General features: G+C 70.4%; 23 protein-coding genes and 1 pseudogene. 14 read left to right on the top strand and 10 right to left on the bottom strand.

Annotated elements, in window-relative coordinates:
- From catA to ACGFZN_RS36220, 3 genes are all read right to left on the bottom strand, one after another.
- Window positions 1-855, bottom strand: a complete 855-nt coding sequence (catA, locus tag ACGFZN_RS36230) for a catechol 1,2-dioxygenase (RefSeq protein WP_393862718.1) — start codon at window positions 853-855, stop codon at window positions 1-3.
- 80 nt (window positions 856-935) lie between these two features.
- A complete protein-coding gene (locus ACGFZN_RS36225) occupies window positions 936-2,039 on the bottom strand; it encodes a mandelate racemase/muconate lactonizing enzyme family protein (protein ID WP_393862717.1) in 1,104 nt (367 codons plus the stop codon).
- Entirely contained in the window at window positions 2,036-2,956 is a 921-nt protein-coding gene (locus ACGFZN_RS36220) for a LysR substrate-binding domain-containing protein (protein WP_393862716.1), read from the bottom strand. Before ACGFZN_RS36220 ends, ACGFZN_RS36225 begins: the two co-directional genes overlap by 4 nt.
- A gap of 238 nt (window positions 2,957-3,194) precedes the next feature.
- Between ACGFZN_RS36220 and benA the strand changes: the two genes are divergently transcribed.
- From benA to ACGFZN_RS36195, 5 genes are all read left to right on the top strand, one after another.
- Window positions 3,195-4,541, top strand: coding sequence for a benzoate 1,2-dioxygenase large subunit (gene benA / locus ACGFZN_RS36215; RefSeq protein ID WP_393862715.1), 1,347 nt, complete (start codon window positions 3,195-3,197; stop codon window positions 4,539-4,541).
- The gene (gene benB / locus ACGFZN_RS36210; RefSeq protein WP_393862714.1) at window positions 4,538-5,044 is read left to right on the top strand and encodes a benzoate 1,2-dioxygenase small subunit; all 507 of its coding nucleotides are present in this window, start codon (window positions 4,538-4,540) and stop codon (window positions 5,042-5,044) included. The genes benA and benB overlap by 4 nt, the downstream gene beginning before the upstream one ends.
- A 10-nt stretch (window positions 5,045-5,054) precedes the next feature.
- Window positions 5,055-6,098, top strand: coding sequence for a benzoate 1,2-dioxygenase electron transfer component BenC (gene benC / locus ACGFZN_RS36205; protein WP_393862713.1), 1,044 nt, complete (start codon window positions 5,055-5,057; stop codon window positions 6,096-6,098).
- Window positions 6,095-6,877, top strand: a complete 783-nt coding sequence (locus tag ACGFZN_RS36200) for a 1,6-dihydroxycyclohexa-2,4-diene-1-carboxylate dehydrogenase (protein WP_393862712.1) — start codon at window positions 6,095-6,097, stop codon at window positions 6,875-6,877. The genes benC and ACGFZN_RS36200 overlap by 4 nt, the downstream gene beginning before the upstream one ends.
- Before the next feature lie 206 nt (window positions 6,878-7,083).
- Window positions 7,084-9,870, top strand: coding sequence for an AAA family ATPase (locus ACGFZN_RS36195; protein ID WP_393862711.1), 2,787 nt, complete (start codon window positions 7,084-7,086; stop codon window positions 9,868-9,870).
- Here the strand turns inward: ACGFZN_RS36195 and ACGFZN_RS36190 are convergent.
- Window positions 9,798-10,579: pseudogene (locus ACGFZN_RS36190) on the bottom strand (replication-relaxation family protein). The gene ACGFZN_RS36195 and the pseudogene ACGFZN_RS36190 overlap by 73 nt on opposite strands.
- A 561-nt stretch (window positions 10,580-11,140) precedes the next feature.
- Here ACGFZN_RS36190 and ACGFZN_RS36185 point away from each other — a divergent pair.
- Together ACGFZN_RS36185 and ACGFZN_RS36180 are read left to right on the top strand one after the other, a co-directional pair.
- Entirely contained in the window at window positions 11,141-12,097 is a 957-nt protein-coding gene (locus tag ACGFZN_RS36185) for a hypothetical protein (RefSeq protein ID WP_393862710.1), read from the top strand.
- A 391-nt stretch (window positions 12,098-12,488) separates the two neighbouring features.
- A complete protein-coding gene (locus tag ACGFZN_RS36180) occupies window positions 12,489-12,611 on the top strand; it encodes a hypothetical protein (protein ID WP_393862709.1) in 123 nt (40 codons plus the stop codon).
- Window positions 12,612-13,066: 455 nt separating this feature from the next.
- Here the strand turns inward: ACGFZN_RS36180 and ACGFZN_RS36175 are convergent, their stop codons facing one another.
- From ACGFZN_RS36175 to ACGFZN_RS36160, 4 genes are all read right to left on the bottom strand, one after another.
- A complete protein-coding gene (locus tag ACGFZN_RS36175) occupies window positions 13,067-14,584 on the bottom strand; it encodes a hypothetical protein (protein WP_393862708.1) in 1,518 nt (505 codons plus the stop codon).
- Between the two features lie 196 nt (window positions 14,585-14,780).
- A complete protein-coding gene (locus ACGFZN_RS36170; RefSeq protein ID WP_393862707.1) occupies window positions 14,781-15,293 on the bottom strand; it encodes a transposase in 513 nt (170 codons plus the stop codon).
- On the bottom strand, window positions 15,218-15,685 hold the full coding sequence (locus tag ACGFZN_RS36165; protein ID WP_393862706.1) for a winged helix-turn-helix domain-containing protein: 468 nt from the start codon (window positions 15,683-15,685) through the stop codon (window positions 15,218-15,220). The genes ACGFZN_RS36170 and ACGFZN_RS36165 overlap by 76 nt, the downstream gene beginning before the upstream one ends.
- 580 nt (window positions 15,686-16,265) lie before the next feature.
- Complete coding sequence (locus ACGFZN_RS36160) at window positions 16,266-19,379, bottom strand: hypothetical protein (protein ID WP_393862705.1); 3,114 nt, start codon at window positions 19,377-19,379, stop codon at window positions 16,266-16,268.
- Window positions 19,380-20,228: 849 nt separating this feature from the next.
- Here ACGFZN_RS36160 and ACGFZN_RS36155 point away from each other — a divergent pair.
- The 7 genes from ACGFZN_RS36155 to ACGFZN_RS36125 all read left to right on the top strand — a co-directional run bounded on the left by ACGFZN_RS36155 (window position 20,229) and on the right by ACGFZN_RS36125 (window position 25,178).
- The gene (locus ACGFZN_RS36155) at window positions 20,229-20,435 is read left to right on the top strand and encodes a hypothetical protein (protein ID WP_393862704.1); all 207 of its coding nucleotides are present in this window, start codon (window positions 20,229-20,231) and stop codon (window positions 20,433-20,435) included.
- Window positions 20,436-21,115: 680 nt separating this feature from the next.
- Window positions 21,116-21,700 carry a hypothetical protein gene (locus tag ACGFZN_RS36150; protein ID WP_393862703.1) on the top strand — a complete coding sequence of 195 codons (585 nt, stop codon included), beginning with the start codon at window positions 21,116-21,118 and terminating at the stop codon, window positions 21,698-21,700.
- Between the two features lie 473 nt (window positions 21,701-22,173).
- Complete coding sequence (locus ACGFZN_RS36145; RefSeq protein ID WP_393862702.1) at window positions 22,174-22,929, top strand: mucin-2; 756 nt, start codon at window positions 22,174-22,176, stop codon at window positions 22,927-22,929.
- A 442-nt stretch (window positions 22,930-23,371) separates the two neighbouring features.
- Window positions 23,372-23,506, top strand: a complete 135-nt coding sequence (locus ACGFZN_RS36140; protein ID WP_393862701.1) for a hypothetical protein — start codon at window positions 23,372-23,374, stop codon at window positions 23,504-23,506.
- A 27-nt stretch (window positions 23,507-23,533) separates the two neighbouring features.
- Complete coding sequence (locus ACGFZN_RS36135; protein WP_393862700.1) at window positions 23,534-23,851, top strand: hypothetical protein; 318 nt, start codon at window positions 23,534-23,536, stop codon at window positions 23,849-23,851.
- Between the two features lie 526 nt (window positions 23,852-24,377).
- Window positions 24,378-24,743, top strand: coding sequence for a hypothetical protein (locus ACGFZN_RS36130; RefSeq protein ID WP_393862699.1), 366 nt, complete (start codon window positions 24,378-24,380; stop codon window positions 24,741-24,743).
- Window positions 24,744-24,935: 192 nt separating this feature from the next.
- Window positions 24,936-25,178, top strand: a complete 243-nt coding sequence (locus tag ACGFZN_RS36125; protein WP_393862698.1) for a hypothetical protein — start codon at window positions 24,936-24,938, stop codon at window positions 25,176-25,178.
- A 10-nt stretch (window positions 25,179-25,188) separates the two neighbouring features.
- On the opposite strand, the gene ACGFZN_RS36120 is transcribed toward ACGFZN_RS36125, so the two are convergent.
- Both ACGFZN_RS36120 and ACGFZN_RS36115 read right to left on the bottom strand, forming a co-directional pair.
- Complete coding sequence (locus tag ACGFZN_RS36120) at window positions 25,189-25,986, bottom strand: ribonuclease III family protein (RefSeq protein ID WP_393862697.1); 798 nt, start codon at window positions 25,984-25,986, stop codon at window positions 25,189-25,191.
- Window positions 25,976-26,401, bottom strand: a complete 426-nt coding sequence (locus ACGFZN_RS36115; protein WP_393862696.1) for a hypothetical protein — start codon at window positions 26,399-26,401, stop codon at window positions 25,976-25,978. Before ACGFZN_RS36115 ends, ACGFZN_RS36120 begins: the two co-directional genes overlap by 11 nt.
- Between the last annotated feature and the right edge of the window lie 15 nt (window positions 26,402-26,416).

Below are 26,416 nucleotides of genomic sequence, written 5' to 3'. Positions count from 1 at the left end.
TCACGCCTTGTCGAGAACGAAGTCGTAGGTGACCTCGCGGCCGTTGCTGCCCGGGACCGGGCTCGGGTCCAGGATCAGTTCGGGCTTGACGGCGGAGGCGATGTCGTCGGCGACGTGCTCGCCGCCCTTGAAGTAGAGCTGGGTGGTGATGAGCTGGTGGCCCGGGGCCGACACCTTCAGGTGGAGGTGGGCGGGGCGCCAGGCGTGCCAGCCGGCGGCCGCGATCAGCTTGCCGCAGGAGCCGTCCGTCGGGATCTGGTACGGCGCCGGCTCGATGGTGTGGATCTTGAAGTTGCCCTGGTCGTCGGCGATGACCGTGCCGCGCAGGTTCCATTCGGGCAGGCCCGGGGCGAACTGGGAGTAGAACCCGTCGCTCTCGGCGTGCCAGATCTCCACCGTGGCGCCGGACAGCGCCGTGCCGTCCACGCTCGTCACCTGGCCCTGGAACAGCAGGGGGGTGCCCTCTTCACCCTCGCGCATCGGCAGGGTCGCCTCGGCGGGCAGGCGCGGGGAGTCGGGGACGTAGTACGGGCCCTCGATGGTGCCCTTGCTGCCCTCACGGTTCTCGTTGGCGACTTCCTCCACGACGTGCTCGACCCACACGTCCAGGAAGAGCGGCCACTCGCCGTCCTCGCCGACCTGGATCAGCCAGGACTTCAGTGCGTCGTACTCGGCGTACGTCACCTTGTGCCGGCGGATGATGTCGTGGGCGGCGGCGAGGAGTTCGCGGACCAGCGAGTCGACGCGCTTGGTGTCGACGTCGGTGGCCTCGGCGCGCTGCTTGCTGCGGAACTGCTCGGTGGCGGCGGCTCCGGAGGCGGCCGCGGTGGCCTGCTCGGTGATGTTGTCGGTCATGGGTGTCCCGTCCCTTGGATGAGTTCGCCTGATGAGTGCGTCTGAATGAGGGTGGTCCGGGTGAGTTCGCGGTATGTGGTTCAGCGGTCCTGGCGGTAGCGGGCCAGCTTGTCGGGGTCGATGTCGATGCCGAGTCCGGCGTCCTCGCGGATGCGCAGGTTGCCGTGCGCGATGGTCAGTGGTTCGGCGAGGAGGTCGTCGGTCATGTCCAGGAAGTTGGACAGCTCGCCCGCGTGCCGGGCCGACGAGCGGTGCGCGGCGCCGAAGGCGACCGAGCACAAGGTCCCTACCTGGCCATCGATCTGATTGCCCATCACCACCTCCACGCCCAGTCCCTCGCACTGGTGCAGCACGCGCTGGGAGGCGGTGAAGCCGGTGCGGGCGGTCTTGATGCTGATCGCGGTGGCGGAACCACCGAGAAGCTCGCGTGTCACCTCGGCCGGCCTGGTCGCGCTTTCGTCGGCGATGAAGGGCACCGGGCTCTGAGCGACCAGCCAGCGGCGGCCCAGCACGTCGTCGGCGGGGCAAAGCTCCTCGGCGAAGGTCAGGCCGAGCTCGGACATCTCGCGCAGGGCGCGGGCGGAGTCGGAGGCCGTCCAGCCCCGGTTGCCGTCGATGTAGAGCTCCACGTCGGGACCCAGTGCGGCGCGCAGCGCCCGGCAGGCGGCGACGTCGTCGGTGTAGGGCTGCCGGCCCACCTTCACCTTGAAGGTGGTGATGCCGTAGGTGTCCCGGATCCGCTCGGCCTCCGCCACCATCTCGTCGGCGGGCGCGAAGCCCACCATGTGGCTCACCCGCATCCGGTCGGTGTAGCCGCCGAGGAGCCCGGAGACCGGCATCCCGGCGGCCTGGCCGAGGATGTCCCACAGCGCCATGTCGAGCGCCGCCTTGGCGGTCGGATTGCCCACCGTCCGCTCCAGCCGGGCATGCACCGCCTCGCGCTCCAGCGGCGTGAGGCCCAGGATCTGCGGTGCGAAGATCTTGTCGATCACCGCGACGATCGACTCCTGGGTCTCGCCGTAGGTGTACGGGCGGGGCGGGGCCTCGGCTGTACCGATGAGTCCTTCGTCGGTGTGTACCCGGACCAGGACGTGGTCGGCGGTGTGCACCTCGCCGCTCGCGAATTTCAGTGGTTTCGCATAAGGAATGGCAAAGGGAATTGCCTCCACCTGGACGATCTTCATGCCACTCCTTCGGGAATCTGCGGGCCCGGCCCGAGAAACACGTCGTTGCGCTCCAGCACGCCGAGGAGATTGCGCACCAGTGGTGATGAGTCGTCATCGCGCCAGGCCAGGACCAGCGGGACGGACACCGCGTCCTCGATCTCCTTGTACAGCACGCCCTCGCGGGGCGCGGAGCGGACGGAGTCCGGGAGGACGGCGATGCCCAGGCCCGCGGCGACCAGGGCCAGGGCGGCGGAGGTCTCGGTGATCTCGTAGGCGCAGTGCGGCGTGAAGCCGGAGGCCAGGCAGCTGCGGACGACGGCGTCGTTGAGGACCGAACCGAGCGTCGCGCCGTACATGACGAAGTCCTCGTGGCGCAGCTGCTCGACGCGGACACTGTCGGCGTCGGCAAGCCAGTGCTCCTCGGGCACGGCGGCCACCAGCGGTTCGTCGGCAAGAGTGCGGTGGGCGATGCCCTCCTGGCGGATCGGCGGGCGCAGCACGCCGACGTCGAGGCGCCGCTCGATCAGCCCGAGCTCCTGGGCGGGCGTGAGCATATCGGTGTGCACCTCCATCACTACGTGCGGCATCTCACGCTTGAGCAGCCGCGCCAGTGCGGGCAGCTGCCGGTACGAGGCGGAACCCGTCAGGCCGACCCGCAGCACCCCTTCCACCCCCGAGGCGAAGCGCCCCACCCTCGTCACCGCCTCGTCGACGGCCTTGAGGATGCGCTCCACGTCGGTGCGGAAGACCTCGCCGGCGGTGGTCAGGGCGACCTGCCGGGTGGTGCGGGTGAAGAGGTCCGCGCCCAGTTCCGTCTCCAGCCGGCGGATCGCCTGGGAGAGCGGAGGCTGGGCCATGTGCAGGCGTTCCGCGGCCTTTCCGAAATGACGCGTCTCGGCGACGACCGCGAAATACCGAAGGTGCCTGAGCTCCATCGGGCTGCCCCTTTCCTTCTCGGGGCCCTCGAATGCGCTCCAGCGTAGGGAGCGAGCCCCATACCGCACAAATACTTGGTTGCAGGGTATTGAGACGGCAGTGATATCAATACCCCCCTGGGTCAACCCTGGGGGAATGTCTGGGGCCGACTCTTCACCGCGCTGTCATGGTGCTGAAAAGCAATGGCAACGAGGCCGCCGGCCGGGCGGCCCGGGCAGCTGCGAAAGGGACGGGATCATGGCCGATGACTTCAGCCGTGCGCGGACCATCCTCGAAGACGCCCTCGTGGAGGACCCGGACAGCGGGATCTACCGGGTACGGCGGAGCGTGTTCACCGACGAGGAGCTCTTCGAGCTGGAGATGAAGCACATCTTCGAGGGGAACTGGGTCTATCTCGCCCATGAGAGCCAGATCCCCGAGGTCGGGGACTACTTCACGACGTACATCGGCCGCCAGCCCGTCGTCATCTCCCGGGACAAGCAGGGCGAGCTGCACTGCCTGATCAACGCGTGCAGCCACCGCGGGGCGATGCTGTGCCGCAGGAAGACCGACAATCGCACCACGTTCACCTGCCCCTTCCACGGCTGGACGTTCAACAACAGCGGCAAGCTGCTGAAGGTGAAGGATCCGCGGGAGGCCGGCTACCCGGAGCAGTTCAACACCGACGGCTCGCACGACCTGAAGAAGGTCGCCCGCTTCGAGTCCTACCGCGGCTTCCTCTTCGGATCCCTCAACCCCGACGTCAAGCCGCTGCGGGAACACCTGGGCGACGCGGCGGTCGTCATCGACATGGTCGTCGACCAGTCCCCGGACGGCCTGGAGGTGCTGCGGGGCTCGTCGACGTACCACTATGACGGCAACTGGAAGCTCCAGGCCGAAAACGGCGCCGACGGCTACCACGTCTCCGCCACCCATTGGAACTACGCGGCCACCCAGGCCCGCCGTACCTCAGGCGAGTCGAAGAACGATACCAAGACCATGGACGCCGGCGGCTGGTCCAAGCAGAAGGGCGGCTTCTACTCCTTCGACCACGGCCATCTGCTGCTGTGGACCAAGTGGCTCGACCCCGCCAACCGGCCGCTGTACGACAAGCGCGACGAACTGGCCGCGCGGGTGGGACCCGAGCGGGCCGACTGGATGATCGGCGTCTCCCGCAATCTGTGCCTGTACCCGAACGTCTACCTGATGGACCAGTTCAGCTCGCAGATCCGGCACTTCAGGCCCATCTCCGTGGACAAGACCGAGGTGACGATCTACTGCATCGCCCCCAAGGGCGAGCCGGCCGAGGACCGCGCCCGCCGCATCCGCCAGTACGAGGACTTCTTCAACGCCACCGGCATGGCCACCCCGGACGACCTGGAGGAGTTCCGCTCCTGCCAGAAGACCTACCTGGCCGAGTCCATGCCCTGGAACGACCTCAGCCGCGGCGCGGTGCACCAGATCGACGGCCCGGACGAGGACGCCAAGAAGATCGGCATCAACCCGATCGCCAGCGGTGTGCGCACCGAGGACGAGGGGCTCTATCCCATTCAGCACGGCTATTGGCGCGAGACCCTGCGCAAGGCCCTGGAGGTGGCCAAGTGACCACGGTGACCGACGAGTCGACGCTGGAATGCGTCCGCCAGTTCCTCTACCGCGAGGCCCGCCACCTCGACGACCGCGACTTCGAGAAGTGGTTGGAGTGCTACCACCCGGACGCCGAGTTCTGGATGCCGGCCTGGGCCGACGACGACGAACTCACCCAAGACCCCCAGCGCGAGATCTCCCTGATCTACTACCCCAGCCGCGCCGGCCTGGAGGACCGCGTCTTCCGTATCCGCACGGACCGCTCCAGCGCCACCAGCCTGCCCGAGCCCCGCACCGGCCACAACATCACCAACGTCGAGATCACCGGTCGCGACGGCGACCTGGTCTTCGTGCGGTTCAACTGGTTCACGCTCTACTACCGCTACCAGACCGTCGACACGTACTTCGGCACCTCGTTCTACACGATCGACCTCGCCGCGCCCGAACCGCTGATCACCCGCAAGAAGGTCGTCCTCAAGAACGACTACGTGCACCACGTGGTCGACATCTACCACGTCTGACACTTCGGAAATGAGCCCCACCATGTCCTTCCAGGTCGCCCTGAACTTCGAGGACGGCATCACCCGTTTCATCGAGTGCCGCCCCGACGAGACGGTCGCCGAGGCCTCCTACAAGGCCCGTATCAACATTCCTCTCGACTGCCGTGACGGTGCGTGCGGAACCTGCAAGTCGCGGTGTGAGTCCGGTAGTTACGACGGCGGCGACTACATCGAGGAGGCGCTCTCGGACGACGAGGCGGCCCAGGGTTACTGCCTGCCCTGTCAGATGACCCCGCAGAGTGATCTCGTCCTGCGCATCGCGTCGTCCTCCGCCGCCGCGAAGACCGGGCCGGCCGCGCACACGGCCACGCTCGCGGACGTCAAGCGGCACTCGCCGACCACCATCGAGTTCACGCTGGACGTCGACGATCGCGAGGCACTGGGCTTCCTCCCCGGCCAGTACGTCAACATCGCCGTCCCCGGCACCGACCAGAGCCGCTCGTACTCCTTCAGCTCCGGGCCCGACCAGCGGCAGGTGTCCTTCCTCGTCCGCATCGTCGAGGGCGGAGCGATGTCCGGCTACCTCACCGAGCGCGCCCAGGTCGGCGACCGTCTGGAGTTCACCGGCCCGATGGGCAGCTTCTACCTGCGCGAGCTCACCCGTCCCGCCCTGTTGCTGGCGGGCGGCACCGGCCTGGCCCCCCTGCTGTCCATGCTGGAACGGCTGACCCAGCAGCCGCCGACCCACCCGGTCCACCTCCTCTACGGCGTCAGCTCCGACCGGGACCTCGTCCACCTCGACACCCTCGAGGACTACGCCGAGGTCATCCCGGGCTTTACTTTCGACCACTGCGTGGCCGACCCCACCAGCAGCGCGCGCAACAAAGGTTTCGTGACCGGCCTGATGGACCCCGGCACCCTGCATGACGGAGACGCGGACATCTACCTGTGCGGACCGCCCGCCATGGTCGAGGCCGTGCGCGGCCACATGACCTCCCTCGGCATCGCACCCGCCAACTTCCTCTACGAGAAGTTCACCCCGGCTGCCGCACGCGAGAGGGTGGTGGCGGCGTGAGCGCGACCACCATCCACGCGGACCGGTTCGCAGGGAAGTCGGCCGTGGTCACCGGAGCCGCCCAGGGCATCGGGCTGGCGGTCGCCCGCCGGCTTGTCGCCGAGGCCGCCGAGGTCGTTCTGGTGGACCGCGCCCCTGTGGTCCAGGAAGCCGCCGACGACCTTAAGGCCCACGCCGTCCTCGCCGACCTGGAGACCTACGAGGGCGCGCAGTTCGCGATGGCCCAGTCCCTCGACCTGCTCGGCCGTATCGACGTCCTCGTGAACAACGTCGGCGGCACCATCTGGGCCAAGCCCTACGAGCACTACGCACCCGACGAGATCGAGGCCGAGATCCGGCGCTCGCTCTTCCCCACGCTCTGGACCACCCGCGCCGCCCTGCCTCATCTCATCGCGCAACGATCCGGCACTGTCGTCAACGTCTCCTCCATCGCCACCCGCGGGATCCACCGCATCCCCTACTCGGCTGCCAAGGGCGGCGTCAACGCCCTCACCGCCTCACTCGCCATGGAGGCCGCCCCGTACGGCATCCGGGTCGTGGCCACTGCCGCCGGCGGCACGGAAGCACCACCCCGCCGCGTGGCCAGGGGCCCCGTTCCCCGCACCGAACAGGAGAAGGCCTGGTACCAGCAGATCGTCGACCAGACCATCGACTCCTCACTGCTGAAGCGCTACGGCACCCCCGAGGAGCAGGCAGCCGCGATCTGCTTCCTCGCCTCCGACGAGGCGTCCTACATCACCGGCACGGTGCTCCCCGTGGGTGGTGGGGACCTCGGCTGACATGAACGGAATCGCGGTGGGCGACGTGGTCACCACCGTCACCGGATACCTCCGTCGGCCTGATCGCGGCACTGACCGGGAGGCGATCGGTGGCTCGGGTGCGGCCCACTACCCCGGCACCATGGATGGCGCCGGCGCACCTGCCCAGTCCCCAGCAGTCCGCGTTCCCAGGGGCCAGCCCCGCCGCGGTGCTAGCGTGCTGCCGTATGAATGACCGTCCTGAGCTGCTGCGAGGCCTGATCGGGCGGGGCGACGAGGTCGCCGCTCTGACCCGTGCGATCAGCACTGCCCGCTCAGGCCGTCCCGGGCTGATCCTGGTCGAGGGCCCGGCGGGCATCGGTAAGACGACGCTCGTCGATCACGTCCTCGCCGGCCACGCTTCCGCCGCGGCTGTGCTGCGCGTCGCCGGGGTTGCCTGGGAGTCCGATCTGGCGTTGGGCATCGCCGACCAACTCGTGCACGGCAACGGCAGCGACGCCGTGCTGCCCGACCCGGCGGCACCGGAGGCCGTGCTCGAGACCGGCCGCCTGCTGTGCCAGCAGTGGGCGGCCCGGCAGGAGCGGGAACCGGTGATCGTGGTCGTCGACGACGCCCACTGGGCCGACGTGGAGAGCCTGCGCGCCATCCGGTCGGCGCTGCGCAGGATGTCCACGCAGCGGGTTCTGGTGATCCTCATCGCACGGGAGGAGCCGTACGAGTGGTACGAGGTGCAGGGGCGCCACTCCGAGCTGCCAGCGTCGGTGCTTGCGTCCCTGGAGTTCCTCGACGGATGCCGTGACAACGTCGTGCGTCCCCGACCGCTCACCCCGCAGGACGTGCGTTCCCTCGCCGGCGAGGCGTCCGGGCCGGTCCTGGATCTGCCTGCCGCCCGGCACCTGTGGCGCCATACACGGGGCAACCCTCGCCACGTGACCCAGCTGCTGCGCGAGCTGCCCCCCGAGACCTGGCAGGACTGGCGTCCCGAGCTTCCCGCCCCCGCTCGTTTCGCTACGGCCGTCCGCCACCGGCTCGCCCGCTGTGGTGAGGCCACCCGGTCACTCGTCGAGGCATGCTCCATCCTCGGCGAGGAGGCCTCGCTCACCGAAGCCGCCGCGCTCGCGGGCCTGGACACGCCTCTGCCCGCCGCGGACGAGGCCCGGACGGCCGGGCTGCTGACCGTGACCCTCGACCCGGGCCGCCCTCAGTTGGCGTTCTCCCACCCCCTTGCGCGCGCCGCGGTTCTGACCGGACTGGACCTGACCCACCGGGCCGGGCTGCACACCCTCGCTGCGGAGATTGCCGCGGACCGGGGACGGCAGCTGGTCCACCGGGTCGCCGCCGCCGTGATGACCGACGAGACGCTCGCCGACGAGCTCGACAGATATGCCGCCGAGTGCGCGTCCGCGGGGGAGTGGTCCACCGTCGCCGACACGCTGGTCCGTGCCGGCCGGCTGAGCACCGGGCGCACCGCGCGCGAGGACCGGTTGCTGCGTGCCGTCGACGCGATGATCGGCGCCGGAGACGTGCCGCAGGCTTCGGCGTTCGCACCGGAGCTGGAGAGCTTTTCGGCCGGCATCCTGCGTGACGTGGTCCTGGGCTACCTCGCCATCATGCGGGGCCGTCCGGCGGAGGCGGACGCCTTCCTCACCCAGGCCTGGGAACGCTGCGACCCCGCCCGGCACCGTGACCTGATGGCCCGGATCTGCCAGCGCCGCGTCCTGCACGCTCTCGGCCGCTGGGACGCACCCGACCTGGTCACCTGGGCACGCCGGGCGATCGACCTCGCCGACCCGAACGACCCGTCCGCCATCGAGTCGGAGGCCGTGCTCGGCCTCGGACTCGCCGCGATGGGCCGCCCCGAGGAGGCCATAGCCGCTTACGATGCGGCCGCCGCCCAACTGCCCGGCGGCGCCCAGCCCCAGCGCTTCCAGCTCGGCCGCGGCTGGGTGGACCTCGCTCTGGACGCTCCCGAAGCGGCCCGGAGCCGGCTCGAGGCAGCCATCCCCACCGGCTACCGCATGGGCTCCACCCGTATCTCCCTGTGGGCGCAGGGCTGGCTGGCGCGCACCCAGTTCGCCCTCGGGGTCTGGCCGGAGGCCATGGAGACGGTGCAACGGGCCGCCGCCCGGCTCCCCGAGGTGCGCATCGAATTCGTCCGTCCCCTCGTGCACTGGACCGGCGCCCAGATCAGCGCCCTGCGCGGCGACTGGGAGACGGCCGACCATCACGTCGCCGAGGCCGCCGCCGACCTCCACCACTACGAGGTCATGCTGCTGCCGGCCTGCCTCGCCCGCGCACAGGTCGCCGAGGCCCGCGGCGACTACGAACGCGTCATAGAAGCCCTCTCCCCGCTGGTCCAGCTCCCCGCACGTGCCTCGATCGACGAACCCGGCTTCTGGCCCTGGCCCGACGTCTACTCCAACGCCCTGGTGATGACCGGACGTCTCGACGAGGCCGACGCCTTCCTCACCCCGTACGAGGACCTCGCCTCCCGCCGAGGCCGCCGCTCCGCCCAGGCCCGCCTCGGCCTAGCCCGCGGCCGGCTCACCGCCGCACACGGCGACCTGGACACGGCCCGCAAGGAATTCGACCAGGCGCTCGCCCACCTCGAGCACCTCCCGCTCCCGTACGACCGGGCGCGGGTCAACTTCGCCTACGGCCAGACGCTGCGCCGCGCCGGAAAACGCCGCGAGGCCGACACCGTCCTGAAGAACGCCCGCGACGCCTACGCGACGCTCGGCGCGATTACGTACGTGGAACGCTGCGACCGGGAACTCCAGGCAGGCGGCCTGCACACCGCCCGCCTCACCCCCGGCATGGCCCAACTCACCCCACAGGAACAGGCTGTGGCCCGTCTGGTGGCCGCCGGAGCGACCAACCAGCAGACAGCGCTGGAGCTGTTCATATCCGTCAAGACCGTGCAGTACCACCTGACGCACATCTACTCGAAGCTCGGCATCCGCTCGCGCAGCGAACTGGCAGCGCGCTTCCGGGAGACGTCGGCGGCCGAATAATCGACCCCTTTGGTCGCCGGCTGTAATTGCCTGGTTGCGCTGGGGTCCCGTAATTCGGCTGCACCGCTCGCAGGCAGCGTCGATCGACGGAAACCGGGCGCAGCGGGTTTGGTCGGTCGGCGCCCCAGGACTGCGGGCACGTAGCGGTGGAGGCGTTCGTACGCGGGGAGCTTGGCGGCGAGGCGTTCAGGTCCCATGGTCGCCCGGTCGACTTCAACGAACGCCCACAGCATCGACCCGATGTCGCCGTCGGCGGGGCCGCGCCGGTGGTACACGAGTGCGTCGGGGATGACGACCTCGCGCTCCCGATCGGGTGGTGGACCTCAGGGATCCAGTCCAGCGGCTGGCACAGCTCGCCGCGGCGGCGGGCCTCCTCGAGGAAGGCGAGCGCGGTCTCGGTCACGGTCAGGGTGTGGCTGGCCTTCAGCCACACGGCGGTCGGATCGGACACGGTCTTGGAGGGCCGGCGCCCGCGCAGCTCGGGCCGCTCGCAGACGAGCTGCACGCCGTACAGGGTGGGGAACCATACCCGCATCCGACCGGCCTGCGGCAGGGTGATGCGCTCGACCAGCCCCTCGGCTCGCAGCCGGGCCCAGCCCCCGCCGTCGGGGGCGATCACCCGGTGTATCTGCTCGGTGGTGACCATCCGGTACTGCGTCAGCACGCACAGCGCCAGCCGGCCCTGCTGCCACGGGTCCACGCCGATCATCACGGATCCGCTAGCTTCCCGTCCGGTGCGGTGCCGGCCTGCCCGGCGCCGCGCGTCCCGGGCACGGCAGCAGCCAGCCCCGACCAGGCCACCGACCACGAAGGCTCGACCACGGTCATGAAGCGACAACACTGCCGTGGACTAGGCCCACATCCCCGCCGACTAACCCGTCCGCACTCTCTGCCGCTTGTCCCCCGGAAGCCGCAGGTCACTAGCCGGTCCGGCCATGGTCGGGAGGCCGAGACCCCCTCGCCCCCGAGTCCACGCCCCACAGCAGGAAGAAAGGAGAAGTGGGTGGGTGGGACAGGTCCCGGGCGGCGGGCTAGGGGATCGGGGCGCCGCTGGTGTTCTTCGCGCGCGACGGCGGGGCCGCGCGCGAAGCCGGGCAGACCAATGGCCTAGTCGTGGCCGGCAGGAAGAACAGCGGGCTTGCTGGCTTCTTGTCCGCGGCGGCTGAAACCGGAGGCGCCGAGGCCGCCCTGCGGAGCACAATCCCTCTGGAACGCCAGTCCGCTTCCAGCAAGGAGGGCCGTCATCAGCAAGCCTGTCTCACCTCAGAACATGAAGAACCTCGCCTTCATCAGGTTGCTGTACCGCCAGGGCATCGAGCAGTCGCTCCTTCCCGAGCCGCTTTCCTTCACCTCGGTGCTGACCTTCCACGACGCCGTGGAACTGTTCCTCATCGTCACCGCCGAACACCTGGGTGCCGTGCTGAAGGACCGAGACCCGTTCATCAAACGGTTCTTCGAGGGACTGCACCCGAGCAACTTTCCCGGCGGGGTGGAGCTGCAGGGGCAGTACGGGATCAAGCGCCTGAACGACCTCCGCAACGGGTTCAAGCACACGGCCGGCTTCCCGGGCCCGAACGCCATTGCGGACGTGAAAGCCGATACCGCTCACTTCTTCCTGGAGAACACCCCCCGCGTCTTCGGCTTCGCCTTCGACGACATCGACCTGGCCGAAGCCGTCCAGCACGACCAGACCCGCACGCACCTCAAGACGGCCGCACAGCTCAACTCGGAGGGCAGCTTCCTGGAGGCCATGGGCACCCTGGCGATGGCGTTCCAAGAACTCATGAACGACCAGACCAAAGACGTGCACGCGCCCCGGGGACGGTCTGCTTACAGCTTCGGCGAGCCGATGCCGAGCAATCCGCTCAGAGAAGACCAGGTCCGAGCGACCCTCTTCCAGCCGGATCATGCCTTGCGCAGGCGTGTGCCTGTGCGAGGCGCGGAATCACTCGCCAGGGAGTACACGAGGACACGCGACGTCACCCGGGCTCTGCAGGAAGGCATGCGCCTCCTGGCGTTGGGCGTGGACTTCCACCAGTACCAGCGCTTCACCCGACTTACCCCGGAGGTGGTCCGCTACATCAATTCGACGACACCCAGCTTCCGCGCAGAGCCCGGATACGCCCCCAACCAGGAAGAATTCGACTTCTGCCGCCAGTTCGTCATCACCGTGGCACTCCGCATCACCGAGATCAACGCACGTGTTGTCCCGCCGTCTTGGACTTGACAGGGACGGCCGGGAAGGCGCCAATACCCCGCGGCACTGAACCCCCGGTGCTCCCGCTGCTCCGGCCCACCACCCAGCCCCTTGCCAATAGCCACTCCCACCGCGACCGAGGACACCCCCTACACCCCCACAGGCCGCGCCCGACCAGACCAGCAGCGAGCCCTGCCACCCGGCACCCGGCACGCAGTACCCATTCAGCATCTCCGACATCGTCCACGCCACTGCCGTCTCCTCGGGGACGGCTGGAGCGCCGAATCCGGTCCCTGGGGCACCACCGGCGTCGTCTACGGCCCGTACGTCTCGTCGTTCGACTTCTGCACGGACGACGAGGGCGACCTGATCATCCAGTACCAAGCGATACGTCTGCGACGCCTTCCCCGACAAGTCCCACTTGCCCAAGGACATCCGCACCTGCTCCGATGGCGTCTACCTGTTCCTGGCCTGCCCCGCTGACGGCCTCGAGGTCCTGGCAGAGCGCTCCGCAGCGGCGATCCACGCGATCACCGGCCACTGACCGACCCCACCCCCGGCCCCGGCGCCCATCCTCGTGAACGGGCGCCGAGGGGCGCCCCATACCTCCGGCTCCGTTCGGCGGCAGACGGTTGCCAGGCTTGGCCGGCGCCGACGGCCCCCTTCCGCTCAGTAGGTGTTTTTGGTCCCCGGAGAGGTGAAGAAGTCGAACTCGCTGCCGTAGTCCGGGCAGGAAACTCCGTCGAGATCCCCTCGGGGCTCCACGAATATGTACGCATGCTGAGGGTCGAACGGGTGGTTACTGAGGACGACGGTTTGATGTCGTCTCGTGACAGGCGTGCCAGCCGCAGAGAGATCTGTCATCTCAGGGCCGTACCAGTATTCGTGCGACCCCAGCGACCAGCGTCGTGGCCAGCGTCCAGCCACTGATGATCAGCGCATAGGCCAGCATCTGACTGGACCCGCTCGGATTCCACGCGCCCGATTGACCGAGGTTCACTACGGGCACCAGCAGGTCGAGGGTGTAGGCGACGGGGTTGAAGTGCGGGCCGCCCGTGCCCAGCGGTGCGGGGTGGTGGGACGCGAAGTATATCGATCCGGCGGTGAGCAGGCCCAACAACCACAGCCCGGCCAGCCACGGCCGATACCCATATCCGACCGTTGCGTCCTGGAGAAGGCCCCATGCTTTCGCCGGCATGCCCGCCGCCTCACGTCGCCGCCGCTGCTGAGCCAGCAGCACCCGCCGAGACTCGTCGTCGCGCCCCACCGCGCGGCCAGCTGCTCATAAGGCTGGGGCTGAAACGCGTCGCGAGCCAGCCACGGCAGTCGCGCCTCCGCCATCGGTAATGGCATCAGTTCGTCATAGACGAAGCCATCCAAGCGCAGGTTGACGGGCCAGGATGCGGCGTCGTCCTCGAACGTCGCAGTCCGTGCCCGCCGCAGATCCAGGCTGTGCGCGGTGAATCCCTCATTGCAGAACATTGCGCCCTCGACGCGCGCGCCGGAGGCGTCGAGAGTGTCCAGTCGCGCGCCGCTGAGCGTCAACGGGCCGACGACACGGGCCGAGTTGAGCCGGACCGCGCCCGAGGCCGTGACGCCCGACAGGTTGACCCCGCCCTCGACCGAGATGTGGTCTGCGTGCAGCGCCGTTTTGCCGCGGTCGTCCACCAGGTCGGCGTCGGGCAGCATGAACCCTCCCTTGATCGTGGCGCCACTGAGGTCGACACCGCCGATGACGGTGAAGGGGTTCTTCGCTCGGGTGTTGCCACGGCGGGCGAAAATGCCGGTGTCGACGCGCAACCCCTGCGCCAGCAAGGCGGGCGTGGGCGGGCGGTTGGGCTCCTCGTGGGTGATCCGGGCGCCATCCAGATGCAGGTAGCCCCCGATGCGCGCGCCGGGGAGCCGGAACTGTCCGTCGACGACAACGTCGTGGCAGTACATCGCGGTGTCGACGACGAGCAGGTCGCCGTTGATGGCAGTGCGCGGCGGTATCCAGTCGGCGTCGGCATCCGGTGGTTCGGGCGGGGGCGCGGTGATCGTGGTCCCGATGATTTCGATCTCGAAGACGCGTGCCGCGTAGAGGCTGAGCCGGTTGAGGCGGCAGCCCTCCATTTGAAGCTCGCCGCGGATCTCGGCGCGGTTGGCTTCCAAGACAGTGAGGGAGCAGCCACGCAGGCGCACGCTGCGAGTCTCGGCTTCGGTGAGGTCCAGGCCGTCGTCGAAGCAGCAGTGCTCGAAGTCGAGTGCGTAGGGGACTTTTGTGTAGGCGAGCGTGAGTCGGCCGACGACACGGACGCCGGCCAGTTTGATGCCCGCGCCGCCGTTCGCATCGGGCCCGCTGCCGGTCAGCAGCGCGGCGATCACCTCGGCGCGGATGTCGCGGGTGCACGGCCACGACGTCGCTTGGCCGGGGCCGTCGTCGGGTCCGGAGCGCAGGTCGACCAGGGCGCCGGTGGGGTAAGCGTGCCAGAGCCGCTCCTCGGTGGGCGTCAGGGTGCTGATCTGGAAGCCGCTCATGGCGTTCGAGCATCGCTGGGCGAGGTCGGCGGCGCAAGGGGATTGCCAGCTGCGGCGGAAGACCGCGGCTGGCGAGTTTTTGACGACGGCGTTTCGCTACGTCATGGCGGTAGCGGGTGGAAGGTCAGGCCGGTCTCCGCGACGAAGCCGTCGAGGATGGCGGGCCGGTACTGAAGGCGCTTGAGTCGGTTACGGATCAGCGTCTCCAGCACGTCGATACGGTATGCGCGGCCAGGTTGGCCAGGCTGCGTTTGACGTGGGACCACACGTCTTCGACCGGGTTCAGGTCTGGGGCGTAGGCCGGGAGCAGCACGACGGTCAGCCTGGCCCTTTGGGCGATCATCTGTTTCATGGTTGCCGAGACGTGGGTGTTCAGCCGGTCCCAGATCAAGATGATCGGGGCTCTGAGCTGCTGGTGGGCGGCGTCGACCACCCCGATGTAGTCGCGTTCGGACAAGGAACGTCGCTCGTTCTTGCGGCCGCAGTGGATGCGCAGCCGGTAGAGCAGTCTCGTGCGCGCCCCGGGACGGACCGCGATCAGCCCGGCGATCGACGCCCGCCCGGAGCTGCGCCCGGCCACTTTCACGATCGGGGTCTGGCCCCGACGTCCCCAAGTTCGGCCGCGCGGCGGCGTCAGATGCTGGCCTGCCTCGTCCTCGAAACAAACGAAGGCGCCGAGCGCGGCCTGTGTCCTTTTATCGCAGGCCACGTTGTCTCCTTCCAGGCGCCGATCGCGAGCTCGTCGCGCTGGGCGGCCCGTCGCGCTGGCATCTGCGGGGTGAAGCCGAGCTGACGGATCAACCGGGCTGCCGCGTCGGCGCTGTAGGAGATATGGAACTTGCGGCCGATCAGCTTGGCGACCCGAGCCCCGGTCCACACCTGGTCCTCGTCCCAGCCGAACGCCGCCGGGCCCTCATCCAGCATCGCGGCCAGCTTGGCCTGCGACTTCGTACTGAGCTTGCACCGCTGCCCCAGCGGGCCCCGGCTTGCCAACGCCGCCGTCCCGCCGCGCTCGAAATCCGCCCTCCACCGGTACACCGACCGCACCGTCACCCGCAGCCGCTTGGCGATCTCCGAAGGCGTGACGCTCTCGACGAACATCGCGGCAGCCTGCATCCGCAACGCCTCGCGGCGTGCCCGCCCCGCCCCGCGGCGTCCAGCCCGCCGCCTTGCGCATATCTCACATCAACTACATATCGCCGCCAGGGCCGTTCGTCAGCACAGCGAACCTCGGCGAGACGGTATCAAAGCGCCGTCCTCAGTAACGGCCCTGCGGCCGATGGCATGTGTCCACCGTGGAGGAGAGACGACTCATCCACGGTCTGCCTGCAGGATGACCGAACGCCCCACTGCCTGAGACGTCGCGACTTCAACTGCTTGTGTGTCGTACGCATGTATCACACGATCTTCACCAGGGGCTACTGGGTGATGCCGCCGCATGCGCGCACGTCCCCACAGGACAGGTCGGTAATGCCGCACTCTCCGCGAGCGGCCTGCCTCACCGCGCGGGAGCCCCGTTCGACGATGGCGCGCATGCCGCCGGGCGGACTGGCGGCCCATTCGTAGCAGGCGTACACGGCGGCCGATCGGCAACGCCTGGGGGTGCCTCTGGTGCTGGTTGGGTGTCAGGTATGTGGGCGATGTCTGGGGTTGGTGATCTGTTTCCCGAGCTCGCGCTAGTTCAGTCCAGGTCGTTCCACGTCCACGAAGAGGCGGCACTCCCATCAGGCTCGCGTCCGAGTCGGAACCGCTCCCGATTTCCACCGAGCTCGATGAACCGATGGAAGTGTCCTGCGGCAGGAAGCCGCTCGTTCAGTGCGGTGATCTGCTCCTGTGCCTCGGCCTCCCGCAGCTCCTTCAGCAGCTCGGCGAGCTCGGCGACGGCGTCCGGGTCGTCGAGGGTGGCGTGTGCGGCGGGGTCGCGGGTCAGCAGTGCGGTGATCTGCTCGTGCGCCCCCGTCTCCCGCAGCTCCTTCAGTAGCTCGGCGACGGCGTGCGGGTTGTCGAGGGTGGCGTGTGCGGCCGCCCGCTCGGCCAGGGCGGTGATCTGCTCGTGCGCCTCGGCCTCCCGCAGCTCCTTCAGCAGCTCGGCGACGGCGGCCGGGTTGTCGAGGGTGGCGTGTGCGGCCGCCCGCTCGGCCAGGGCGGTGACCTGCTCGTGCGCCCCCGTCTCCCGTAGCTCCTTCAGCAGCTCGGCGACGGCGTGCGGGTTGTCGAGGGTGGCGTGTGCGGCGGGGTCGCGGGCCAGCAGTGCGGTGATCTGCTCGTGCGCCCCCGTCTCCCGCAGCTCCTTCAGTAGCTCGGCGACGGCGTGCGGGTTGTCGAGGGTGGCGTGTGCGGCGGGGTCGCGGGCCAGCAGTGCGGTGATCTGCTCGTGCGCCTCGGCCTTCCGTAGCCCCTTCAGTAGCTCGGCGACGGCGTGCGGGTTGTCGAGGGTGGCGTGTGCGGCCGCCCGCTCGGCCAGGGCGGTGACCTGCTCGTGCGCCTCGGCCTTCCGTAGCCCCTTCAGCAGCTCGGCGACGGCGCCCAGGTCGTCGAGGGCGGCGTGTGCGGCCGCCCGCTCGGCCAGGGCGGTGACCTGCTCGTGCGCCTCGGCCGTCCGCATCACCTGCGACAGCCAGGCGACGGCGCCCAGGTCGTCGAGCGCGGCGTGTGCGGCCGCCCGCTCGGCCAGGGCGGTGACCTGCTCGTGCGCCTCGGCCCTCCGCATCACCTGCGACAGCCAGGCGACGGCGCTCAGGCGGTCGAGGGCGACGTGTGCGGCCGCCCGCTCGGCCAGGGCGGTGACCTGCTCGTGTGCCCCGACCCAACCCAGCACATACAGCAGGAAGGCGACGGCGCCCGGGTTGTCGAGGGGGGCGTGTGCGGCGGGGTCGCGGGCCAGCAGTGCGGTGATCTGCTCGTGCGCCCCCGTCTCCCGCAGCACCCTCAGCAGCTCGGCGACGGCGGCCGGGTTGTCGAGGGGGGCGTGTGCGGCGGGGTCGCGGGCCAGCAATGCGGTGACCTGCTCGTGCGCCCCCGTCTCCCGCAGCTCCTTCAGCAGCTTGGCCACGTCGTGCGGGTTGTCGAGGGCGGCGTGTGCGGCCGCCCGCTCGGCCAGGGCGGTGACCTGCTCGTGTGCCCCGACCTCTCGCAGCTCCCTCAGCAGCCAGACGGCGGCGTCCGGGTTGTCGACGGCGGCGTGCGCAGCGGCCCATTGGGCAGGTTCGTGGTCGGTTGGGTGTAGGGCGTGGAGTAGGTGGATGAGGGCAGCCGCGGCGCGGGAGTTGCCATGGGGGGTCGCGTGTTTGTGAAGTTGGGCGGCGTCGCGGTAGAGGCCGCGGCTCCAGGCGGCGTCGCCGAGTGCGGTCAGGTCGGTGGGGTGGGCGTGGTGGGCGGCCGCGGTCCAGAAGTCGATGGGCGGAATGGTCTCGGCGCGGTGGTGGCGGCCGTGTTGGTCGAGGTAGTCGGCCAGTAGGTAGCGCGGCCCCTGCAAACTAGGGGCGGGTCGGCCGGCGGGGCTGCCGCTCGCGTCGGCTCGACGGCGGGTGCGCTGGTTGCGGGGGCCACTGGGGGGAGCAGGGGTGAGGATGCCGGGGATGCCGTTGCAGGGCGTGGTGACGTAGGCGAGGGCCTTGCTCAGCCAGTCGCTGTCGAGAGGGTATTCGTCGTCGAGGTAGCCGGGGGCGGCGTCGGCGAGCCAGTTCAGCGGGAGGTAAAGGCCGGCGCCCATGCGACGCGCGTCCATCGCGGCGTGGATGAGGGCCAGGGTGGTTCTCCGGGCCGCGTTGTAGCGCTCCATCAGGTAGGGAACGCCGGCCAGGTACTGGGTGACCTGAGCATTCTTTGCGTGCTGGGCGGCCTGCGCGAGCCGGGGGTCGGCATCGTCGGTGGCGTCGAGTGCGGCCAGGTCGGCCGGGGTGAAGGCATCCGGCACGTCGATCTTGTGCCCGCTGAGTAGTTCGCGGGCGCCGACGTGCCGGTCGGGGGTGGTACGGGTGGTCAGGGTGTCCCAGTGTCCGGGCCACAGGGTGCCCAACACCAGTACGGGGGCCCGTGACGGATCGTGCAGCAGCTCCCGCAGGCCCGCTGCGACCTGCTCACCGAGCGGGTCCGGTTCCAGGTAGAACTGGGCCTCGTTCAGCCACACCACCGTCTTCGGAGCGATGTCCGCCAGTGCGTCCAGGGCCGCATCAGGGGCGGTGGGGCTGAGGGGATGCCACAGCCGCCAGCCGTCCGATAGCTCTCTGACCGCCTCCCACAAAGCGCGGGTCTTGCCCGTGGAGGACCCCCCGACGAGCACTGCGATCCCGCTGCGCCCGGCTTTCGCCGCGTCGACCACCGACTTCAGGCGGGCGTCGTGGTCCCTCCGGATATAGGCGGGCAGAGCCCCACACCGGTCGCTAGCGCCGCCGATGTCCAACACCGGGTGCACCCCCAGCCCTCCGTCAAGGACGAGCCGGACGTCGCCGCGGAGTTCCCCGATCGGGCGTCCCGCGCCCCGCGCCATGAAGGACTGCATCCACAGGCCGCGCACCCGCCCCGCCAGATCCAGCACATCCCAGAAGGCACGGCGGGCCAGCACCGTGGCCACGGCCACCACATCGGCCTGCTGCCCGGGCCGTTCGCCGTCGGTGATGATGCGGTGGACCGTGTCCCGGCTCGGCGACCCCACCAGGCCGTCGTCGTCGACGATGTCCTCGGTGATCTCGTCCAGGCTGGGGGCACCCGCTGCCAGGTACACCTCGTACAGCAGCTCCTTGAGCTCGCGCAGCGCCGGCGGCCACCCGACGCGCGCCCGCTTCACCGGCCGCACGGACGGTCCCTCGGGCCCTGCCGGCCGCCCCCGCTGTCGCAACTCATCGCACCATCGTCTCTCACCCCGCCCCCGCTAGGGCCTGAACAGCGGGAATCTACACGCCCGTTGACGGCACGTCGCAACTCAGAGTCGATCTTCCAGCAGGGCTCAGCGTGGAGAGCAAGCCGGCCGGCTGCCCCATCCGCCTACCACGCTTCCTGTGGAGGACTTCATGTCCCGCACGCGTTTGACACACCACGAACGCTTCGCCCTGGCTGAGGCAGCCCTGCGCGGTGCCGTCGCCGGCATCCTCCGCGCCATCATCACCTGGCTCCTGGACCACCTCACCTGAGCCCACACCCCTGCCGGTGGCGCGTCAGGCGGGGCCGTCCTGCCGTCACCGGCCGGGCGGGCCCACCGCGTTGAAGACCCCGGCCCCGCCCGTGCGCGGGGCCGAGGGCCTCCCCGCCGCCGCGCCGCTGCCATCGCTCGCCGCCTGCCTACCCGCATGCCTACCCGCGCGCGCCCTGGAGGGTCGCGCCCGTTGCCCGCCCGCGCTCCAGGTCCGGAGCTCGCGTCGTCCGGGCCGTGCATCGGCGCCGCTTGTCCGTCGACCGCGGCGTCGCCTCCGCGGCCCGGCTGCCTGCCGGTGCCCGGCCGGGGGCCCCGTACGGCTGCTGCCGGGGGTTGGGGGGTCGATCCCGCCTGGGGCAGCGTCGGTGTGGCCGCAGCCGAACCGCACGCCGCACCCCCGCCGGGGTGCAGGTCGAGCCACCGGCCACCGGCCGCCAGCTACCCGCCCCTGGGTGCGCGGGTCCGGCCCCTCGAACCCGCACTCACCCCACACAGAAGGGGACCCCGGCTGTGATGTCTCACCGCCGCAACCGCGCCCAGCGCACCGTCGGGCGCCTCAAGGCCGCCACCGTGCTGGCCGTGCTGATCACCCTGACCAGCCTCGCGCTCACCGTCGCCACTCACACCGCCGCGCTACCGCCCCCGGCAACTTCGACGGCTACCGGCCCCGTCACCCGCTCGCCGAGGTCACCCACCCCGACGGCCGCCCCCTGCGCCTGACCTTCCACGCCAACCCGCGCATCCACACACACGAGGACGCCGCTGACGCCGCGTTCACCGTCGGCAACCACCAGGGGGCCGACGACCGTGGTCAGAGCTGGCCCGCCGATGTCCGCTCCGTCTCCACCGGCGACGTCATCAAGGTCACCGGCCCCGACCACTGGATCATCTACCTCAGCGTCGAACCCGCCGGATTCTCCCCGGTCCCGGAGCCCACCACCCCGGTCGGCCTCGCCGGAACCCGGCCACACCAGCCGCCGCTGACCCGCCTCGCGCCCGACCGCGCATCTGGGCCCCGTCCTGCACCGCACAGGCGGGGCCGTCCCGCTGCCGACACGCCGGCCGGCACCTTCCCGGCCGCCGCGCGGCTGCCCCGCGCGCCGTCCGCGTACCCACCCCAGGGGGCTGCGCGCGTCGTCCGCCCCCTGCCGCGACGCCTGTGATCCGTCGACGGCGGCGTCACCCCCCGGGCCGTTGCTGCGCCGGCGTTGCTGCGGCGCCCGGCCGGGGCGGTACCGCGGGGCTTGCCCGGCTTGGTCGCCCCCGGGCCAACGTGGGGGATATCGAGGACGCGGCTCCCGCCCCCGGCACATCGGCCCGGTGGTGGTCGAGCCCCGACCGGCGCAACGCCGGACCGGACGCGCTCTCGCACTCTTCCGCCACCCTGCACAGGAGTTGCCATGCCCGCGCCCGCCCACTCCAAGGCCGCCACCCCGCACACCACCCCGGCAGCCCCCGCCTACCCGGCCCCCTACCGCGGTCCGCGCATTGCCGCCGCCGACTTCTTCACCCTGGCTCGCCATGGCCGGGCGCTCACCACCCTGCCGCCCTTGCGTGACGGCGACTGCGTGTCCTGCCCGCACGGCACCGAGTGGATGCGCGCTCTCGGCCAGTGGATCACCCCCGGAAAGCCTCACGGCCTGGCCCTTGCGGACCGAGTGATCACCCGGTGGTGGCAGACCCGGGCACTGCCCAGCAGCCAGTTCGCGCTGGTCCACCGGCTCGCCACCGAAGAGATAGCCCTGATCACCGGCGACCGGTACATCAGCAGCACCCGGTGCCTGAGCCTGCGCGAAGGCGCCTTCACCTACGACGAGCCGGTCTCCGGGCCGTGGCTGCGCCAGCTGGCCTGGCAGGCCACCCAGAGCCGCACCGTGAGCGTCCACCTGGAACTGCCCACCGGCATCGTCACCCTCCACTCCCGTCTGGTCGGTGACGTGTTCTTCCACCCCGTCGCCTCGGCAACCCCGGCCCTGTGCGCCTGACAACCGCACCCCGGGCCGCCGCCCCCCGGCCCCTGTTCCGACGCTGCGGACACCGGCCCGGGGGGCGGGATGACCACCGCCCCGCCCCCGGGCCGCCGCGCACCTGTCGCGCACGCCGGGGCCTGGCCCGTCGCCCGCTGCTTTCTCAACGTGCCGCGCCGCTGCCCCCACACCCACACCCGGCCCAGCGGCCAGTGGGCCCGCGCAGGGCAGACCCGCCCCCCGGTGCGGGCCCGGGCCTCCCGCGGTCGCTGTGCCGCCTGCCGACCCGGATACACCGCGCCCCGACACCCCCAGACCCGCTCTTGCGGGGCTTGCCCCCGGCTGGGGGAGTGTCGGTGATACCGGAAGACGCTCCCGCACCACCCCCTCACCGGGTGCGTTCGAGCTCCCGGCCAGCCGGACCGCCCCTTCACCCCCCCCGGGGGGCGATCCGGCACCCGCCAACGGCCCGCTGAAGGGAACCCCCGCTCATGCGCACCTACGCCATCGCCCAGCACACCGGAACCGACCCCGGCCAGTGCGACGCCACCGCCGTCCGCAGCGCCCCGCACGGCGCCCGCGCATACGTTCTCCTGGAAGGCATCGGCCGACGCGAGACAACCCACCGGTGGGCCCTCGGCGCCGCCCGGCAGATCGCCCGAACCGCCGCCCGCCGGGGAGACGCTGAGGCCGGACTGCGGCACGTGTACAACCTGTGCCGGCAAGACGCCATCCGCTACGGATTCAGCGACAAGGCGGCCGCCGTGGTCGCAGTCAAGGCCCCCGGCAAGCCCCTGACGGTCGCCTGGTGCGGCGACTGCCGCGCGTACCTGATGGAGCACGGGATCGCGGTGCGCCTCACCGAGGACCACAACAAGCGCCGCGTCTACCCTCCCACCGCCACCTATCCCTACGGCGGCAACCGCAACCACATCACCTCGTTCCTCGGCTCCCACGCCACCGACGAGGACAGCCAGCGCCGCTACGGCCACCCCGCGATCGAGACCACCACCCGAAAGATCACCGGCCCCTGCCGCCTACTGCTCGCCTCGGACGGCACCTACCAACCCCACGAGGACGCCCGGCACTGCCTGTTCACCGAGTGCGACGGCGACGATCTGATTCCCACCGTCCGGGACCTGGTGAACCTGGCCGTGGACACCGCCGTGAAGACCAGCCGCTCCCTCGACCCGAACCAGGTCTACGCGGACAACGCCACTGCCCTCCTGGCCGACCTGACCCCCTGACCCACCCGGCCGACCCCAGACCGCAAACCCGGCCTGGCCCGCCAGGCCGACACCGCCGAACCGGCCCAGCCCCCCGGCTGACCACCTCTTTCCCACCCCCGCGCCCTTTCTGGGGCCGCCTGCCGTCATTCGGCCGGGCGGACACACCGCCTTCCAGCACCCCGGCCTCGTCCGCCCGCGCCCCGGCGCCTCTGGCCAGTCGACCGCGGCGTCGCCCCTCCGCCCCCGGCTGCCTGCCGCTACCCGGCGGCCGCCCCGTGCGGCTACTGCCCGGGGATTGTGGGGCTTGACCCCGCCCGGGGCAGCGTCAGTGATGCCGCAGCCGAACCGCTCCCACACCCCGCCAGGGTGCAGGTCGAGCCACCGGCCACCGGCCGCCGGCCGGCCCCGCCACCGGGTCCGGCCCCTCGAACCGCACCCCCCAGAAGGGACTCCGGCCGCCGTGATGTCTCACCACCCCAACCGCACCCAGCGCACCGTCCAGCGCCTCACCACCGCCACCGTCCTGGCCGTGCTGACCGCCCTGACCGTCCTCGCGCTCACCGTTTCCACGCACACCGCCCCCCTGCCGCACTGACCCCGACCGAAGCAGAAGGAGACCGTGATGACCGCCCCCGCCCCCACCCCCACTCCCGCCCCCGCTCCCGCCGCCGTGTACGCACGCTCCCACCTGGACGACCTCACCCTGCGCCAGGCCCGCCGCGCCCTGCACACCGCCCGCTACTGGTGGCAGGAAGCCTCCGCACCCCTGACCTACTACCGGCCCCACCAGTGCCGGCAGTGGGCCCGCCAAGCCCTGACCGACGCCGCCCGCCTACGCCGTCAACTCACCGCGCCCCGCGCCCTGCCCGTCCACCACGTCAGCCGCGAGCAGTGGGCGCACATCACCACCCGCGCCGCCGACCCCCACCACCAGACCTGACCCCCACCGTGTCGACCGTGCCCCTCCCGGGGGATCGCCCGGCTTCACCCGCCGCCCGCCATCCTCCGGAACGCCGGAAGGCGCCCTGCACGGACCCCCCTCCCTCATCCCATGCCGAGGGCGACCGGCACCGGCCGGGCCACGCCACGCGGCACCCCCCAACCGCAAGCCCGGCCCGGCCCCCCCTTTGCACTCACCAGCCCCCGCCACCGGCAGCCCGCCGCGCCCGTCCCCCCACACAGACCAGAAAGACCCCTTCGCATGACCAAGCCGCCGACCCCGACGAGGTCCTCGCCTCTCTCAAGACCATGCTGAACGAACGCAACGAGTGGGACGAACTGCCCGAGTGGGGAGTCCTCTACGCCGACTCGGAAGGCCGCGTCCGCAACCGCCCGCTCCCCGTCCCGCCGCAGATGTGGATGCAAGCAGGCGACCCCAAGCGCCCGCTGCACCGGCGTCTTGCGCCGCTAGCCCTCCGCTCCCGCACGGTGAACCCGACGCCACTGACCCGCACGAGGAGATGCACATGCCACAACCCGAACAAGCGCCCGCCACCGACTACGACGCCGCGGCCGGCACCGTCGCGCAGGCCCTCGCCCTCATCGACGACAACCACGACTTCGACACCGCGCGCGACGAAGACGACCGTTGGCCCACCGCAGCGGAACGCACCGCCGTCCTCGCCCTCCGACACCTGCGCGACACCCTCGCCCCAACCTCACGCGACGAGGCCACCACCCTTCACTCCCCACTCCTCGACGTCACCGATCCCGGCACCCGAGCACTGCTCATCTACCTGCTCGAAAACGCGGTCTGGGCCGGTGCGCTGCCCGAGCAACGGCACGAGCGTGCCAAGGAGCTCTTGCGCACCCTGAACGCTCTGGGTGCCTGATGAACGGGTGACCATCGCGTCCGGCGCGGCCCCGCCCTCGTGCAGGCCGGGCGCGCCGCTGCCCGAGCTGGGGAAGCGGCCTTGCGCCGCTCGCACCGCTACCGGACGCAAGGAACCGCATGGACCGTCGCAACGTCACCGACCTCAACGGCCCTCGTCCACGAGGGCTTGTTCAACTCTCACACCGGCTTGGTGATCGACCTCGCGTGTGACGCCAGCCGCTACGCGGTCGTGGAGCCGTACACCCAGTTCGACCCCGCGCTCCTCACAAAGGGCCCGGCGACCTGCACCGGCTGCCGCGCGGTCCTCGCCGGCGCACAAGATGCGCCCCGCGACCCGGCCGACGTCGCCCGCGAGTGCGCGGACGCCGTACTCGCTGCCGAGGGCCGGGCGGTGCACGCGTCTGATGCGCGCGGTATACCGGCGTTCCCATGATGCAGATGCGTCAGGATTCGTCAGTGGACTGGTTGGCAGGTGTCGTTTGTTCCGCTCCGGCCAGCTCGACGAGCGGGTCGAACAGCCGGTGCACGAGTTTGGCCGCGGCATCCAACCCCTGATCAGCACATACGGCCCCGACGACTGCTTCCAGGATGTCGGCGAGGATAGACGCTCTTTCTCTCCCACCAGCTGCTTCCTCTTCCGCGCTGATGCGAACGTAGCGGCCCAGCCCAATGCCTCTGGCGATCCGAGCCAGAGTACGAGTGTTGACCATCCTTGCCCGAAGGGTGGGCAGCTCTCCCGTAGTCAGATCGGGATGATTCCGGTAAATGGTTTCTGTGGCTACTAGGCCTAGCACTGAATCCCCCAGCGCCATCAGAGGCTCGTTGTCCGGCACACCGTGAGCCTCCGCATAGGACTCGTGGGTCAGCGCACGGGCCAAGGTTTCATGGGCGACTGAGACTCCAAGCGTCGCCGCCAAACCTTCAAGGCTACGGTCATCGGAGGGACCGCCATGCGGTTCTACATCCGCACGTTCAGCGGCATCTTCGAACCTGGCTTGGGCGGTCGCGTCGCCATGCTCCATTGCATGCGCGGAAAAAGCAAAGGGCTCATTCGGCGCTTTTTGCCCGCCGCGAAGCCTGTCGTGAACGGCAGGGCCACGGCCAAAGAAGCGGCGGGTATAGCGCTGGCTGAAGCTCAAGGAATCTTGGCCCAGCCGCGTTGAGCCACCGGTCCGTGGTCGCGGCGGTCCGATGCGAGTCAACGCTGCCCAATACCGGAATACGAAACGGTCACCGGTCACTCGCCGCGCTCCCTCCCGTTTCGGCGGGGCGTGCAGGGGGTGTCGTGATTGCCTCGCCGCTGCCGACGTCCCTCGGTACAGTCGTGCCGGAAGCGGTGGTCTCCAACCCGACAGACGTCTGTCCCAGCTGTGCAAGGAGCACCGGAGCACAGGCTCCGACGGCAACCAGACCAGCCACGCCTTCCGCCTGCTTGCCAGCACCGAACGCGGCAGCAGCTACCGCACCGAGCACTGCACGAGTCAGCGCAACAGCGAAGTCGGGGCCGACGTCGAAGTATTCACGGAACCGATGCGAGCCCTCCAATGCCTGCGCCCGCCTCGCCTGTCGCCATGCCGCCACGCGGTTATAGAAGTCGACTAATTCCACCAGCAGCCCACCACCGGCTCCCAGCAGCATCTGCTGCCAGAGGTCCACCCCCGCCTCCCTACA

The sequence above is a fragment of the Streptomyces sp. NPDC048192 genome (genome assembly GCF_043202415.1).
GTDB lineage: Bacteria > Actinomycetota > Actinomycetes > Streptomycetales > Streptomycetaceae > Streptomyces.
Note: the sequence above shows the minus strand (reverse complement) of the source record. Positions and strands in the feature narration are given on the sequence as shown.